This window comes from Mesorhizobium sp. YC-39 (assembly GCF_025753795.1).
Lineage (GTDB): Bacteria > Pseudomonadota > Alphaproteobacteria > Rhizobiales > Rhizobiaceae > Mesorhizobium.
Genome location: NZ_JAOWPS010000001.1, coordinates 1,010,388 through 1,025,810, shown reverse-complemented (window position 1 = coordinate 1,025,810; position 15,423 = coordinate 1,010,388). Strand labels below are relative to the sequence as shown.

The 15,423-nt window shown below is 61.9% G+C and carries 12 protein-coding genes; 9 read left to right on the top strand and 3 right to left on the bottom strand.

The features are described from left to right. Window positions 1-240 precede the first annotated feature (240 nt). From OHD62_RS04880 to OHD62_RS04850, 7 genes are all read left to right on the top strand, one after another. Window positions 241-879: a hypothetical protein gene (locus tag OHD62_RS04880; protein WP_263781306.1), complete on the top strand. Its 639-nt coding sequence runs from the start codon at window positions 241-243 to the stop codon at window positions 877-879. Between the two features lie 463 nt (window positions 880-1,342). Further along, window positions 1,343-3,220, top strand: a complete 1,878-nt coding sequence (locus OHD62_RS04875) for an extracellular solute-binding protein (protein ID WP_263781305.1) — start codon at window positions 1,343-1,345, stop codon at window positions 3,218-3,220. A 14-nt stretch (window positions 3,221-3,234) separates the two neighbouring features. Next, window positions 3,235-5,112 carry an extracellular solute-binding protein gene (locus OHD62_RS04870; RefSeq protein ID WP_263781304.1) on the top strand — a complete coding sequence of 626 codons (1,878 nt, stop codon included), beginning with the start codon at window positions 3,235-3,237 and terminating at the stop codon, window positions 5,110-5,112. Window positions 5,113-5,142: 30 nt separating this feature from the next. After that, on the top strand, window positions 5,143-6,240 hold the full coding sequence (locus OHD62_RS04865) for a microcin C ABC transporter permease YejB (protein ID WP_263781303.1): 1,098 nt from the start codon (window positions 5,143-5,145) through the stop codon (window positions 6,238-6,240). Beyond that, window positions 6,240-7,379 carry an ABC transporter permease gene (locus OHD62_RS04860; RefSeq protein ID WP_263781302.1) on the top strand — a complete coding sequence of 380 codons (1,140 nt, stop codon included), beginning with the start codon at window positions 6,240-6,242 and terminating at the stop codon, window positions 7,377-7,379. Before OHD62_RS04865 ends, OHD62_RS04860 begins: the two co-directional genes overlap by 1 nt. Next, complete coding sequence (locus tag OHD62_RS04855) at window positions 7,376-9,007, top strand: ABC transporter ATP-binding protein (RefSeq protein ID WP_263781301.1); 1,632 nt, start codon at window positions 7,376-7,378, stop codon at window positions 9,005-9,007. The genes OHD62_RS04860 and OHD62_RS04855 overlap by 4 nt, the downstream gene beginning before the upstream one ends. Window positions 9,008-9,045: 38 nt before the next feature. Beyond that, window positions 9,046-9,987 carry a 2-hydroxyacid dehydrogenase gene (locus OHD62_RS04850; protein ID WP_263781300.1) on the top strand — a complete coding sequence of 314 codons (942 nt, stop codon included), beginning with the start codon at window positions 9,046-9,048 and terminating at the stop codon, window positions 9,985-9,987. Here OHD62_RS04850 and OHD62_RS04845 read toward each other — a convergent pair. Then, a complete protein-coding gene (locus OHD62_RS04845; RefSeq protein WP_263781299.1) occupies window positions 9,984-10,343 on the bottom strand; it encodes a hypothetical protein in 360 nt (119 codons plus the stop codon). The two genes, OHD62_RS04850 and OHD62_RS04845, sit on opposite strands and share 4 nt — an antisense overlap. A gap of 98 nt (window positions 10,344-10,441) precedes the next feature. Then, window positions 10,442-11,368, bottom strand: coding sequence for a methyltransferase domain-containing protein (locus OHD62_RS04840; RefSeq protein WP_263781298.1), 927 nt, complete (start codon window positions 11,366-11,368; stop codon window positions 10,442-10,444). 104 nt (window positions 11,369-11,472) lie between these two features. Here OHD62_RS04840 and OHD62_RS04835 point away from each other — a divergent pair, with 104 nt between their 5' ends. Next, complete coding sequence (locus OHD62_RS04835; protein WP_263782295.1) at window positions 11,473-12,483, top strand: ligase-associated DNA damage response exonuclease; 1,011 nt, start codon at window positions 11,473-11,475, stop codon at window positions 12,481-12,483. Window position 12,484: 1 nt separating this feature from the next. Then, the gene (locus OHD62_RS04830) at window positions 12,485-14,083 is read left to right on the top strand and encodes a cisplatin damage response ATP-dependent DNA ligase (protein WP_263781297.1); all 1,599 of its coding nucleotides are present in this window, start codon (window positions 12,485-12,487) and stop codon (window positions 14,081-14,083) included. A 58-nt stretch (window positions 14,084-14,141) separates the two neighbouring features. On the opposite strand, the gene OHD62_RS04825 is transcribed toward OHD62_RS04830, so the two are convergent. After that, the gene (locus OHD62_RS04825) at window positions 14,142-15,332 is read right to left on the bottom strand and encodes a hypothetical protein (protein ID WP_263781296.1); all 1,191 of its coding nucleotides are present in this window, start codon (window positions 15,330-15,332) and stop codon (window positions 14,142-14,144) included. Window positions 15,333-15,423: the final 91 nt, after the last annotated feature.

Sequence of the window (15,423 nt, the reverse complement as noted above, 5' to 3'; positions counted from 1 at the left end):
CAACAATGGGGATCCGATGGTAGTTCATATCAAGGCGCCCGCTGCAGCACGTATCCAATCCATCCACGACTAGCACGCGTTGGTTGCACCTGAGTTAAGTATGGCAGAAGGACTTGAAACTAGGCCCGTAGGCGTGTGCGAGGTGTGCGCCGGATCGTCCGCGCCCGCCCTGCACAGGCCTAGGCGGGCTAGGCTACGAATTCGAGACTCATGTAGGATAGCGCTTCGCGGGAGAGAGCTATGCTGGACACAATTCAATCGATATTGACTGCGGTCGCCACCGGGGCGGGCATTTACTTCGCCTTCGATGGTCTCCACGCGTGGAAGCGTGAGATGACTGGCAAGCGCGACATCGAACTCTGCCAAAAAGTCATCGAAATGTTTTATGAGGCGGAGCACAAGATGAATGTGCTGAGGTCACCAATGTCCTACACCCAAGAGGGTGAGGGTCGAGCGAAAGAAGAAGGAGAAACTGAAGAGGAGACGCGCCGCCGAAATCATCTGTTTGTTCCAATTGCAAGATTTAATACCCAATCCGAATTTTGGTCGGAATTCTTTTCTTATCGATTTCGGATGAGAGCCTTGTTCGGTGATCCTGCGTCAGACGCATTTCGTCCTGCGGATGAAGCTATCCGAAGTTTTCGCGCAGCAGCAACGACGAACTACCAAGCGCAGTTCATGGATGAACGCGGCTTGAATCCGGAAACAAGGCGATCGTTCGAGAACCAAATATGGGCCGGTACGAGCGATCCTGACGTGATTGCCGACAAGATGAGGGAGGCGATTACTGCGATGGAAGCGATTTGTGTTCCAATCGTCCGCGCCACCAAACCGTCCGAATGGTTGAACCAGATGCATAAAAGATTGCGCTTGTTTTAATCTGGCCGGCCTCTCCCTCGCGCGCCCGCGACCCCCCGTGGACGAGTGGGCGCTATGTTTGCGCCGGCACAGCGGCCGCTTGTAGCGCGGGGCCCAGCTTGGCCTCCGCTTCCTTCGTGGCCTTGTTGCCCTGTTCGCCATCGTGCTCGGCTTGCAGGTCGCGCATGTCTTGGATCGATTTCGCGAACTGTTGATAGGCGAAGGTCAGGTGCTCTTCGGCGGTGTCGAGGTCTTCGATTTTTCGCCATTTTCACTGGCGGCCGTCCGACGGCCTCCCCAGTCCAGCTCCCCCGCCGGCCAAATAACGCAATTGTCATGGAAGCATCCATAGAAAAGCCGGGTTCTGCCCGGCTTTTTTGTTAGGAAAACCGCATATGCGGCGACAAAGCCGACCTGCGGCGGTTTTCATGGGCGTCAAATGATCTAGATTGCCCGAGGACGTGCATCGCGAAGAGGAGAACGCATGACGGTTGGCCGAACGCTTCTGAGGTCGTTGCTGGCAGCGGTCCTTCTGACCGCCGGATTGCAGGCGACCCGTGCGGATGAATGGCGCACCACCTCGTCGCTGATCGGCAACTCCAAATATGGCGACAATTTCCAACACTACGACTATGTCAATCCCGACGCGCCGAAGGGCGGCACGCTGAATTCTGTGGTGCTTGGCACTTTCGACAGCTTCAACCCGTATATCGTTCAGGGATCGCCAGCCGCCGGCCTCCTCCCATTCGGCGGTGGCCTGCTCTACGACACGCTGATGGAGCAGGCGACCGACGAGGGCAGCACCTCCCATCCGCTGGTCGCCGACGCCTACAAATATCCAGATGATTATTCCTCGGCGACTTACAGGCTAGACCCCAGGGCAAAATGGCATGACGGCCAGCCGATCACGACTGACGACGTGGTCTGGTCATTCCAGGTACTGAAGGCGAACAGCCCGATGTACAGCCGCTATTTCGAGAACGTCACCGACGCGGTCGCGATGTCCGATCGCGAGGTCGAGTTCCATTTCAATCAGAAGGGTAACCGGGAACTGCCGAAGATCATTGGCGATCTCGTCGTACTGCCGAAGCACTGGTGGGAAGGCACCGACGCCAAGGGCAAGAAGCGCGATATCACCCGGCCGACCCTGGAGCCGCCATTGGGTTCGGCTGCCTACAAGATCGCCAGCTTCAGGCCGGGTTCGGAAATCGTCTGGCAACGTGTGCCCGACTATTGGGGTGCCAAGCTGCCCGTGAAGATCGGCCGCGAGAATTTCGATACGCAGCGTTTCACCTATATCCTCGACGACAATGCTGCCTGGCAGGCCTTCACCAAGGGGGGGCTGGACGACATCAAGCCGGAAAACAGTTCAAGGCGCTGGAAGACATTCTACGATTTCCCGGCGATCAAGGCGGGCGACGTCATCAAAAAGGAATTCAAGACGACTTCACCTGAACCGATGCAGGCTTTCATGCTCAACCAAAGGCGGCCGCTTTTCCAGGATCGCCTCGTGCGGGCTGCCCTAACGTACCCCTTCGACTTCGAGACGATGAACCGCACGCTGTTCTACGGTTTCAACACCCGAACCAGCAGCTATTTCCAAGGCACGGAACTGGCCTCAAGCGGACTGCCACAAGGCAAGGAGTTGGAAATCCTCGAAGAGTATCGCGACAAGCTGCCGCCCGAACTCTTCACCCAGGAATTCAAGCTTCCGGTCTATGATTCGCCGCAGGCGGAGCGAAAATACCTGAAGCAGGCGGTCGACCTCTTTGCTCAGGCGGGCTGGGTGATCAAGGGCGGCAAGATGGTCAATGCCAAGACCGGCGAGCCATTCAAATTCGAGATCCTCGGCTGGAACGACACCGACCAGGTCATCTCCAGCCCCTATATCGCAAATCTGCGCAAGATCGGTGTCGACGCCACGCTGCGCATGATCGACCAGACCCAGTATATCAATCGCGTCAACAACTTCGATTACGACGTCATCATCGGGCAGCTTGGACAATCGGACTCGCCGGGCAACGAGCAGCGCGACTTCTGGAGCTCGAAGGCCGCCGACACGCCCGGTTCACGCAACTATTCCGGCATCAAGAACCCGGTGGTCGACGCGCTGGTCGACCGCATCATCTTTGCCACCGACCGCGAGGACCTCGTCGCCGCCACCCATGCGCTCGACCGGGTGCTGCTGTGGAACTACTATGTCGTGCCGCAATATTACCGGGCCGTGGTCTGGATGGCCTACTGGAACAAGTTCGGTATCCCCGAAAAACAACCCGCCTATAGCGGCGTCGATCAGAACTCCTGGTGGATCGATCCCGACAAGGAAAAGGCGCTGGCCGCGAAATACAAGGGCACGAATTGATGGGGCGCCAATTGATGGGGCGCCAATCGGCGCTGCCCCGCCGTGACTTCCTGGCGCTCGGCGCCGCGGCCGCGGCGGCAACGCTGCTGCCCGGCCGGGCCTTCGCCACCATCCCGACCGGGGTAAAACTGCACGGCCTGTCGGCTTTCGGTGATCTCAAATACAAGGCTGACTTCAGGCATTTCGACTATGTGAATCCGGACGCCCCCAAGGGCGGCCAGATGAATTTCGCGCCGCCCAACTCCACCTTGAATCAGAGCTTCCTGACCTTCAACACGTTGAATTCTCTGGTGTTGAAGGGGGATTCGCCGCCCCGTACCGAACTCTGCTTCGATTCGCTGATGACAAGCGCACTTGACGAACCGGATTCGGTCTACGGCCTGCTTGCCGAGTCCGTTACCCTATCGCCGGACCGCAACGGCTTCCGCTTCAGCCTGCGGCCGCAAGCGCGCTTCAACGACGGCTCGCCGCTGACCGCAGAAGATGTTGTCTTTGCGTTGAAGCTCTACAAGGAGAAGGGCCATCCGAACCTTTCCAAGGCGTTGCGGCATATGACGGAAGCGGTCGCGGTCGATCCCGCAACCGTCAACCTGACCTTCAATGGCGAACAGTCAGCGCAGAATATCCTCTCGGTCGCTGCAATGCCGATCGTATCCAAGGCCTATTATACGGCCAATGAGTTCGATGCCTCGACGATGAAACCGCCGCTCGGTTCGGGACCATACAAAATTGGGCGGGTGGTCGCCGGACAAACCGTCGAATACGATCGCGTTGCCAACTATTGGGGCCGCGACCTGGCAGTGAACCGTGGCCTTAATAATTTCGACGGCATCCGTATCGACTTTTATCTCGATCGCCAGGCAGCGTTCGAAGCCTTCAAGAAGGGCGACACGCATTTTCGCGAGGAATTTACCTCGCGGGTTTGGGCGACAGGCTACGACTTTCCAGCGCTGAAGGATGGCAAGGTCGTCAAGCGGGAGTTTCCCGGCGAGAAGTCGCCGGACATGCAGGCCGTCGCGCTCAACCAGCGCCGTCCGCAATTTCGCGATGCGCGCGTGCGGCGAGCGATCGCCAATTGCTTCGATTTCGAATGGATCCAGCGGGTTCTGTTTTTCGGCTCCTACGAGCGCTCGCAATCGAACTTCGAGCGGTCGGACTACAAGGCCGAGGGCCTACCCTCACCCGGGGAATTGGCCCTGCTCGAGCCGTTTCGAGCCGAGTTGCCACCAGAAGCCTTCGGCGAACCGGTTATGCAACCTGTCTCCGATGGTTCGGGCCACGACCGCAAGCTGCTGGGCGCCGCTTCGAAACTGCTTGCCGAGGCCGGCTGGAAGCGGGCGGGCAATTTTGTCGTCAATGAAAAAGGCGAACGGCTGCGGGTGGAAATGCTGGCCGAGGACGATGGGCTTGTTCGCATTTTTTCCCCATGGGCCGAGAATATGAAGGCGATCGGGATCGACGCTTCGATCCGGCAGGTCGATTCGACGCAATATGAAAAGCGGCAGAGCGATTTCGACTTCGATTTCAACCTGCTCCACTGGTCGATCGGAGCGACGCCTACCGCCGACGGCCTGGAGATACTCTATGACTCCCGGATGGCGAACACGCCGGGCCAGCGCAACTATCCCGGCACGGAAAGCCCTGCCATCGATGCGCTGATACAGGCAGCCGGCAAGGCGAACAGCCGGACTGAACTCATCACGGCGCTCAGGGCGCTCGATCGGGTCTTGCGCGCGCGGCTAGACTGGATTCCAACATACTATCTCGCGAATCACCGCGTCGCCTATTGGGACATGTTCGACTTTCCCGAGCAGAAACCCGATTTCGGCTTTCCGGTCGAAACGCTGTGGTGGTTCGACAAGGGCAAGGCGGCAAAAATTGGCAAAGCCTGAGATTTTGGCTCGAACAGGACAGAGAGCCTGATGGGCGCCTATATACTGCGCCGCATCCTGTTGATGATCCCGACCCTGTTCGGCATCATGGCGATATCCTTCGCCGTCATCCAGTTTGCGCCGGGCGGACCGGTGGAGCAGGTCATTGCCAGGCTGACCAACCAGGGCGGCAACGATCGTCTGGGCGGCGGCGGTGGCGGGGATACAGGCGGCAGCAATTTCGACGTCGCCGGCGACGTCGGCTCGAAATATCGCGGCGCGCAAGGGCTTGATCCGGAATTCATCGCCAAGCTGGAAAAGCAGTTCGGCTTCGACAAGCCACCGCTCGAGCGCTTCGGCATGATGCTGTGGAACTATATCAGGTTCGATTTCGGCGACAGCTATTTCCGCGACATTTCGGTGCTCGACCTGATCCTCGAAAAGATGCCGGTGTCGATCTCGATCGGGCTGTGGATCACGCTTCTGTCTTACCTGATCTCGATCCCGCTCGGCATTCGCAAGGCGATCAAGGACGGCTCGGCGTTCGATGTGTGGACAAGCGGCGTCGTCATCGTCGGTTATGCGATTCCCGGCTTCCTGTTTGCCATCCTGTTGATGGTGCTTTTCGCCGGCGGATCATTCTACGACTGGTTTCCGCTGCGCGGCATAACGTCCGACAATTGGGACCAGCTGTCGTGGCCGGCTCGGATCGTCGACTATTTCTGGCACATGGCCCTGCCGCTGACGGCGCTGGTGCTGTCGGCCTTCGCCACCACCACGCTGCTTACCAAGAACTCGTTCCTCGAGGAGATCCGCAAGCAATATGTGGTGACCGCCCGCGCCAAGGGCCTGTCGGAACGGCAGGTTCTCTATGGCCATGTCTTCCGCAACGCCATGCTGATCGTCATCGCCGGCTTTCCCGGCGCCTTCATCTCGGCCTTCTTCACCGGTTCGCTGCTGATCGAGAACATCTTCTCGCTCGACGGTCTCGGCCTGCTCGGCTTCAACTCGGTGCTGCAGCGGGACTATCCAGTGGTCTTCGCCAATCTCTACATCACCTCGCTCATCGGGCTGTTCATCGGGCTGCTGTCGGACCTGATGTACACCTGGGTCGACCCGCGCATTGACTTCGAGCGGAGAGACATCTGATGGCGGAAGCTGCCGCCGAAACGACGCCGGACCGGATCGCCCGGCCCCGGATGTCGCCGCTCAACCAGCGCCGCTGGCAGAACTTCAAGGCGAACCAGCGCGGCTTCTGGTCGTTGTGGATATTCCTCGTGCTGTTCGTGCTGTCGCTGTTTTCCGAATTGATCGCCAACGACAAACCGATCGTCGCCTCCTACAAGGGGGAAATCCTGTTTCCGGTTCTGGTGGCCTATCCCGAGGAGAAGTTTGGCGGCTTCTATGCGGTTACCGATTATCGCGACCCGGTCATCCAGGACGAGATCAAGGCCCATGGCTGGATGATCTGGCCACCGGTCCGCTACTCCTACCAGACCGTCAACAATGCCATTCCCGAGGCAGCGCCCACCAAGCCGTCCTGGCTCTATGACAAGAAGACCCTGTGCAACCAGTATCCGCAAGGTGCGGCCGATCCCAATTGCAATGTCGGCAACTGGAACTGGCTGGGCACCGACGACCAGGCGCGCGACGTGCTGGCGCGCGTCATCTACGGCTTCAGGATCTCGGTGCTGTTCGGCCTGATCCTCACCGCCGGCTCGGCGCTGATCGGCGTGTCGGCCGGAGCATTGCAAGGCTATTTCGGCGGCTGGACCGACCTGCTGTTCCAGCGCTTTATCGAGATATGGTCGGCGATCCCGGTGCTCTATCTCCTGCTGATCATCGCGGCCATCCTGCCGCCCGGTTTCTTCATTCTGCTCGGGCTGATGCTGTTGTTTTCCTGGGTGGCTCTGGTCGGCGTGGTGCGGGCCGAATTCCTGCGCGCCCGCAATTTCGAATATGTCAACGCGGCGCGCGCGCTCGGCGTGCCCAACCGCACCATCATGTTCCGGCATCTCTTGCCCAACGCCATGGTGGCGACGCTGACCTTCCTGCCCTTCCTGCTCAGTGGCTCGATCTCGATGCTGACCTCGCTCGATTACCTTGGCTTCGGCCTGCCGCCCGGTTCGGCTTCGCTCGGCGAACTGCTCAAGCAGGCCCAGCGCAACCTCAACGCGCCATGGCTTGGCATTTCCGGCTTCGTCGTCATCTCGCTGATGCTGTCGCTGCTGGTGTTCGTCGGCGAGGCGACCCGCGACGCGTTCGATCCGCGCAAGACGTTCCGATGAGCGAAGCCCCTCTCCTCTCCGTCAGGGATCTCAGCGTCGCCTTCACGCAAGAAGGGCGCCAGTCGATGGCCGTCGACCACATCTCCTTCGACATCGCCAGGGGCGAGACCATGGCGCTGGTCGGCGAGTCCGGGTCCGGCAAGTCGGTCTCGGCGCTTTCGGTGCTGAAGCTCTTGCCCTATCCGACAGCCAGCCACCCGTCGGGGCAGATCCTGTTCCAGGGCGCCGACCTGCTCGCCACCAACGAGAGGGAACTGCGCCGCGTACGCGGCAACAACATCACCATGATCTTCCAGGAGCCGATGACCTCGCTCAATCCGCTGCACACGATCGAGCAGCAGATCATCGAGGTGCTGAAGCTGCATCAGGGAATGGGCGACCGCCCGGCCAAGGCGCGCACGCTGGAACTGTTGAACGAGGTCGGCATCCGCGAGCCGGAAAAACGTCTCGACGCCTATCCGCACCAGCTTTCCGGCGGTCAGCGCCAGCGCGTCATGATCGCCATGGCGCTGGCCAACGAGCCTGAGCTTCTGATCGCCGACGAGCCGACAACGGCGCTCGACGTCACCGTGCAGGCGCAGATCCTTGAGCTGCTTGCAGGCCTGAAGAGCCGCAAGAACATGTCGATGCTGTTCATCACCCACGATCTCGGCATCGTCAGGAAGATCGCCGACCGGGTCTGCGTGATGACCAAGGGCAAGATTGTCGAGACCGGTCCGACCAAGGACATTTTCGCCAACCCGCAGCACGCCTACACCAGGCATTTGCTTGCCGCCGAACCGAAGGGCAAGCCGCCAGCCGCCAACGATGCCGCCAAGCCGGTGATGACCGGCAAGGACATAAAGGTCTGGTTTCCGATCAAACGCGGCTTTTTCCGGCGCACCGTCGACAATGTGAAGGCGGTGGACGGCATCGATGTCACCGTGCGCGCCGGGCAGACGCTCGGCGTCGTCGGCGAATCCGGTTCGGGCAAGACGACGCTCGGCCTGGCACTGGCCAGGATGATCTCGTCGACCGGGAGCATTCAGTTCAACGGACGCGACATCAACAAACTGACCTTCAACGACATGCGGCCGCTCAGGCGCGAATTGCAGATCGTCTTCCAGGATCCGTTCGGCTCGCTCAGCCCGCGCATGTCGGTCTCCGAGATCATCGAGGAAGGGCTGAAGATCCACGAACCGAAACTGTCGCCCGATCAGCGCGACAAGCGCATCGTTGATGTACTCAAGGAAGTCGGGCTCGACCCCGCCACGCGCAACCGCTATCCGCACGAGTTCTCCGGCGGCCAGCGGCAGCGCGTCGCCATTGCGCGCGCCATGGTGCTCAACCCGCGCTTCGTCATGCTCGACGAGCCGACCTCGGCGCTCGACATGAGCGTGCAGGCGCAGGTCGTCGACCTCTTACGCAGCCTGCAGGCGAAGCACGATCTCGCCTATCTGTTTATCAGCCACGATCTGAAGGTCATCCGCGCTCTTGCCAACGACGTCATCGTCATGCGCAATGGCACGATCGTCGAGGCTGGTCCTTCCGAGCAGATTTTTGGAAACCCGCAAACCGACTATACTCGGGCGCTGCTCTCGGCCGCCTTCAAGATCGAGACGGCGCCGGTCGGCATCGTCAGCGAGTAGGCCGCGAGGCTCGGACAACAGGGAAGAATACTCCGCAAATGGAAAAAGGCCGTATCCTGCTTGCCCTCACCGGTATTCATCCGCGGCGCTGGCGCGAGCTCTTGTCGGCGGAGCGCGAAGTCGTGCTTGAGCCGGAGGGCGCAAGCGACCCCTCGATCACCTATGCGGTGGTGTGGAAGCAGCGGCCGAACCTGCTGTCGTCGCTGCCCAATCTGCGCGCCATCTTTTCCATCGGCGCCGGCGTCGACCACATCTTCGCCGACCCCACCTTGCCTGACGTGCCGATCGTGAAAATCGTCGCCGACAATTTGACCCAGCACATGACCGAATATGTCGTCTGGCGGGTGCTCGACCACCATCGCCAGGGCATGCTCTATCGCTCGCAGCAGCCGAAGAAGATCTGGCACGAGCCGCCGCAGCGGCCGGCCGGCGACATCTCCGTCGGCATCATGGGGCTCGGCAATCTCGGCCGCGCGGCGGCGTCGGCGCTGCTGTCGCTCGGCTTTGCGGTCAATGGCTGGTCGCGCAGCGACCGGCCGATGCAAGGCGTCTCGACCTATTCTGGCGAGGCCGGATTGATCCCGTTCCTCAATGCCACCGACATTCTGGTGGTGCTGTTGCCGCTCACCCCGCAGACGCAAGGCATGATCAACCATGGTGTGCTGAAGGAGCTGCGCAAGCGCAACGGTCTCGGCGGCTCGGTGTTGATCAATGCCGGGCGCGGCCGGCTGCAGAAGGACGCCGACATCCTGCGCGCGCTGGAGGACGGCACGCTGAAGGAAGCGAGCCTCGACGTGTTCGAGGTCGAGCCACTGCCCAAGACCAGTCCGCTGTGGAGTCACCCGAAGGTGTTCGTCACGCCGCACGCGGCGGCGACCTCCGATCCCGTGCACCTGGTGCCGATCATGCTGCGACAGATGGCGGCGTTCGAGCGCGGCGAGAAGCTGGACAATCTGGTCGATCGCGACGCGGGATATTAGCTCGGCAGGGCGAACTTGTTCTGCTTGGCCGGCTTGCCGCATTCGCGGCGGGTGATCGACCGGTTCATGGCGTCGATGCGGCCGCTGGCCTGTTCGGCATCGCGCTGGGTCTTGGAACGGACATCGGGCGTGAACGGGCCGAAGCCTACCCCCGAATTGGAGAAGGAGGGCTTGGCGTCCTGCGGCAGGCGATATTGCTGCGCCAAGGCGTTTCGTTGCACCAGCAATTGGTCGCAAGGCACGCTATCGAATTGCAGGGAAGACTCGACGTTCTCATCCTGCCGTTCGGCCAGCGAAGAGCCGGCGCAGCCCGCCATTGCCAGGCAAGATGCCAAGATCACCAAGTTCCAGCGCATGGGCGTGCTCCGTATCAATGTTCCATCTTTCGGGCATGGGAATCGGACTTTTTCGCAGCCAATGCAACGATGGTGTGGCCTGTATACGAAAATCCTGTTCACGCATCACCCGGTGAAGCGAGCAGAACCGCGACCACGGCCAGCCCCTCAACCGGTTGGCGGCGATCCTGCCGGATGATGGTTGTTTCCGCCGACAGGGTCAAAAAGCCGTTGGCGGCGAGCACCCTGCGCACATAGATTTCCGAATGCGCGTAGCGCCGCGACGGTTGCAACGCGAAGTCGGTGGTGCCGGCGAGCGTCTCGACCGAGAACGCGAGCAGCCCGTCGCCTGCAAGCATTCGGGCGATCGTTTTCATCATGCCTTCGAGCGCGCCGACATAGATGAACACGTCGGCCGCCACTACCAGATCGGCTTTCGGCCCGGCATAGACAAAATCCTGCAGGTCCGCCTTGGCGAGATGATCATAGACGCCTTTGACCCGCGCCCTGCCCAGCATCCTGGCCGAGATGTCATAACCCTCCAGGCGATCGGCGATCGGCCGCAATTTCTGCCCCATCAGGCCGGTACCGCAGCCGAGATCGATCGCCAGCCGGAAGCGGCCTGGCCTTGCCACCCGGATGGCCTGGTCGAGAGACGCGGGCAGGAGGTAACCGAGCTTGTCGACCAGCGCCTCGTCGAAGGTTTCGGCGTAGTGGTCGAACAGCGCTTCGACGAAAGCGCTGGGTGGCAAGGCCGCGGCGGGCGCCTTGCCGATCAGTTGCAGCTTCAGCGCCGCGCCAAGCCGATCCACCGGCTCCAGCTTCAGCGCCATCGTCCAGGCTTGCGCTGCCTGATCGACGGCGCCTGCGGCTTCCTGCATCTCGCCGAGGCGGAACCAGCCCATCGCCCAATGCGGCGCCAATTCCAGCGCGCCGAGCAGCAGCTCGGCTGCTGCCGCATGATCGCCGGATGCGTGAAGCATTTCGGCATAGTCGGCACGACGATCGGTGTTCAGGTCGCCGGAAGAGGTCTGGAGCGGTTTCATGGACAATGTTCCGCCAGCAAATGAAACCGGCAGGCGTGTATGCTGGAGTCAGCAGTCTCTTGCAACAGGCTTCCCGCGGCGGAATTAGCAACTATCTTGGCGGGATGCGCGCCAGCGACCTGCTTCACCCCCGGCCCGAAGGCCTCTATTGCCCACCCGGCGATTTCTTCATAGACCCGGTGCGCCCGGTCAACCGGGCGCTGATCACGCACGGCCATTCCGATCATGCCCGTTCCGGCCACCGTTCCGTGCTGGCCACGAGGCAGACGCTCGACATTATGGGATTGCGCTACGGCGAGGGATTCGCCGGGACGACGCAAGCGGCGGCACTTGGCGAGACAATCGCGCTGAACGGGGTCACGGCCACCTTTCATCCGGCCGGCCATGTGCTCGGCTCGGCGCAGATCGCCGTCGAACACCAGGGCAGGCGCATCGTCGCCTCCGGCGACTACAAACGCCAGAAGGACGCCACCTGCGAGCCGTTCGAACCGATCAAATGCGATGTCTTCATCACCGAGGCGACCTTCGGCCTGCCGGTGTTCCGCCATCCGCCCGACAGTGAAGAGATCGCCCGGTTGCTCAAGTCGGCGGCGCAGTTTCCCGAACGATCGCATCTGGTCGGCGCCTATGCGCTCGGCAAGGCGCAGCGGCTGATGCGGCTGCTGCGCGATGCCGGCTACGACAGGCCGATCTACATCCATGGCGCGCTGGCCAAGCTCAGCGATTATTACCAGAGCCAGGGCATCGACCTCGGCACGCTGGAGCCCGCAACCGTCGAAAGCGGCGCCAGGCAAGATTTCGCCGGGGCCATCGTCATCGGACCGCCTTCGGCCTTCGCCGACCGCTGGGCGCGGCGCTTTCCCGATCCGATCTCATGCTTCGCCTCCGGCTGGATGCGCATTCGCCAACGTGCCAAGCAGGGCGGCGTCGAGCTGCCGCTGATCATCTCCGACCATGCCGACTGGGACGAGCTGACCGCCACGATCAAGGAGACGGGCGCCGAGGAGATCTGGGTGACGCATGGCCGCGAGGAAGCGCTGGTGCGCTGGTGCGAGCTCGAGGGCATAGCAGCACGGCCGCTGCATCTCGTCGGCTATGAGGACGAGGGCGATTGAGTTGAACCGCTTCGCCGAGCTCCTCGACCGGCTGGTGCTGACGCCGTCGCGCAATGGCAAGCTGACGCTTTTGACCGACTATTTCCGAAGCGTCGAGGATCCGGATCGCGGGCTGGCGCTGGCCGCGATCACCGGCGACCTTTCCATCGCCGCGGTCAAGCCGGCCATGCTGCGCACGCTGGTCATCGAACGCATGGACCCGGTGCTGTTCGGCTATTCCTACGATTATGTCGGCGATCTGGCCGAAACCGTGTCGCTGGTCTGGCCGCAACCGCCTGGGGACATCCCGAATCGTTCGCCGACGCTCGCCGAAGTCGTGGCAAAACTGCAGGCGGCGAGCCGCTCCGACGGACCGAAGGTGCTGGCGGGGCTGTTGGACAGCGCCAGCATCTCGGCGCGCTTCGCTATCATCAAGCTGGTGACCGGCGGCCTGCGCATCGGCGTCTCGGCGCGGCTGGCCAAGCAGGCGCTGGCCGACCTTGGCCAGGTCGACGTCGCCGAGATCGAGGAGCTCTGGCATGGGCTGACGCCGCCCTATGCCGGCCTCTTCGCTTGGCTGGAAGGCAAGGCCGAAAGACCCGAGAGGACGGCGCTGGCGCTGTTCAGACCGGTCATGCTGTCCAATGCGGTTGGCGACGGCGACCTCGAAAAACTCGATCCGGCAGACTATGCAGCCGAGTGGAAATGGGACGGCATCCGCGTCCAGGCGGTTTGCGATGGCGGCGTTCGGCGGCTCTATTCACGCACCGGCGACGATGTCTCCGGCGCTTTCCCTGACCTTGCCGAAGCCATGGATTTTTCAGCCGCGCTGGACGGCGAGTTGCTGGTCGGCGATCCCCAGGCGACCGGCACTTTTTCGGACCTGCAGCAGCGGCTGAACCGCAAGAGCGTGACGCCGAAGATACAGCAGCAATATCCGGCGTTCATGCGCTGCTACGACGTGCTGCAAATCGGCGACGAGGATTTGCGCGTCCTGCCGTTTCGCGAAAGGCGCGGCCGCCTAGAAAGCTTTGTCAAGACGCTCGACCCCAGCCGTTTCGATCTGTCGCCGCTGGTCGAATTCGCCGACTGGACGACACTCGAGGAATTGCGCAGCGCACCGCCCCACCCGATCATCGAGGGTGTCATGCTGAAGCGCTGGGATTCGCCCTATCTTGCCGGTCGGCCAAAAGGACCCTGGTTCAAGTGGAAGCGCGATCCGCACACGGTCGACGCGGTGCTGATGTATGCCCAGCGCGGCCATGGCAAGCGTTCGAGCTTCTATTCCGATTACACATTCGGCGTCTGGTCCGGTCCGGAAGGCGCGGAAGAGCTGGTACCGGTCGGCAAGGCCTATTTCGGCTTCACCGACGAGGAGCTGAAGCAGATCGACAAATATGTCCGCGACAACACGGTCGAGCGTTTTGGCCCGGTTCGTTCGGTGCGGGCCGATCGCAGACAAGGCCTGGTGCTGGAGGTGGCGTTCGAAGGACTCAACCGCTCGACACGGCACAAATCGGGCGTCGCCATGCGCTTTCCGCGCATTTCGCGGCTGCGTTGGGACAAGCCGGCGGCCGAGGCCGACCGCATCGAGACGCTGCAGGCGCTGCTCGATAGCTAGATGTCTATTTTAAGCATCGAATTTTGCCAAAACCGGTTCCCACTTTTGGGTCCGATGCTCATGGCACTATCGAGACGCGGATCTCGTAGATGTCGACCGATTTGCCCTGCTTGTCGAAGTCGGAATTGATAGCGATGGTGCCGGCGGCACCCGGACGCTTGTCGGGGAACCGCACATCAAACAGATATTCGTTGCGCTCGCGGCCGACTGCATAGCGCTTGCGGCCGCAGTCGCCGAGTTCGCCGAAATTGCAGTCGATGGAGATCTGCGTCTCCTTGCCTTCCTCGGAGCGCGCGAGGATGTCGAATGTGGCATGCTTGCCGGCGAGCTTATCCAGCACGCCTTGCCCGACGTCGAAGCTGATGGCCGAGCCGGAGGCGCCCGAACGGATGCGCAGGAAGGAACCGCTGTCGTCCTGCATGACTTCGGCCTTGGCATCCGAGGGCGCGCTGACGAGCGTGGGGTCGCTCGGCGAAAACACATTGATCCAGTCGCGCGCCTGATCCGGCTCGCCGGGCTTCTGCGGCGAGGCCGTGTCTGCCGGCGGCGCGAAATCGTCGTCGCCCACCGTCGGCGGCTCTTGCGGCGGAGACGTGTCAAGCTCGGCCGGTGTCTTGAAGACGCCGGTCTGCGCGGCGAAATACAGACCGATGCCAGCCGCCGCGAGCAGCGTCACGCCAAGGAAGATCGCCGTCAGCGGCAAGCGGCGCCCCACCACCCGCCGCTCATCGCGGTCGGGCGTCACCTCGGCCTCGTCGGTTCCGGTCGATGCAGGGGCCGACATGTCGATCTCCGGCACGCCGGGAAAAACCGCTTCCGGCATGATATCGGGGACGACCGGCAGCACGCGCGACTTGGGCTCGTCGGATGGAGGAGGTTCTACCGGCCCGTCGACAACGATGTCGGGCGACGGCGCTGGCTCGGCAGCTTCAGCCTCTGCCGGAAGCTCCACCGCCGGCGCTGCCTCCGGTGCTGCTGCCGCAGCGTTGTCTTCCGTCACCGCCGCAGCGTTGTCCGCCGGCGCGCTAATGTCGGGAACAGCCGGCAGGAATTCGGATTCGATTTCTGCGATCTTGGTCTGCACCGCCTTGCGGCGCTTGATGGCGACCTCCACCGTCACGTTCGGATTGGCCTGGAGGGCACGGTCAAGTGCCGCAAAGGCCGACCGATAGACCCTCTCGCGAAACGCCCGGTCCTCGGCATTGCCTTTTTCGAAAGCATTCCGGATCGCTTTTTCGATGGCGTCCAAGCCGGATCCCTCTGCACGTTCGCTCACATTGTCATGATCGTTAGCCGCAGGCGACCAATCAATCAACGGGCGAGCGGCCGCATTCTGCCTT

What these genes read in the sequence shown, in the direction of transcription:
- OHD62_RS04880 (WP_263781306.1), top strand. Translation starts at nt 241, where the DNA reads ATGCTGGACACAATTCAATCGATATTGACTGCGGTCGCCACCGGGGCG.
- OHD62_RS04875 (WP_263781305.1), top strand. Translation starts at nt 1,343, where the DNA reads ATGACGGTTGGCCGAACGCTTCTGAGGTCGTTGCTGGCAGCGGTCCTT.
- OHD62_RS04870 (WP_263781304.1), top strand. Translation starts at nt 3,235, where the DNA reads ATGGGGCGCCAATCGGCGCTGCCCCGCCGTGACTTCCTGGCGCTCGGC.
- OHD62_RS04865 (WP_263781303.1), top strand. Translation starts at nt 5,143, where the DNA reads ATGGGCGCCTATATACTGCGCCGCATCCTGTTGATGATCCCGACCCTG.
- OHD62_RS04860 (WP_263781302.1), top strand. Translation starts at nt 6,240, where the DNA reads ATGGCGGAAGCTGCCGCCGAAACGACGCCGGACCGGATCGCCCGGCCC.
- OHD62_RS04855 (WP_263781301.1), top strand. Translation starts at nt 7,376, where the DNA reads ATGAGCGAAGCCCCTCTCCTCTCCGTCAGGGATCTCAGCGTCGCCTTC.
- OHD62_RS04850 (WP_263781300.1), top strand. Translation starts at nt 9,046, where the DNA reads ATGGAAAAAGGCCGTATCCTGCTTGCCCTCACCGGTATTCATCCGCGG.
- OHD62_RS04845 (WP_263781299.1), bottom strand. Translation starts at nt 10,343, where the DNA reads ATGCGCTGGAACTTGGTGATCTTGGCATCTTGCCTGGCAATGGCGGGC.
- OHD62_RS04840 (WP_263781298.1), bottom strand. Translation starts at nt 11,368, where the DNA reads ATGAAACCGCTCCAGACCTCTTCCGGCGACCTGAACACCGATCGTCGT.
- OHD62_RS04835 (WP_263782295.1), top strand. Translation starts at nt 11,473, where the DNA reads ATGCGCGCCAGCGACCTGCTTCACCCCCGGCCCGAAGGCCTCTATTGC.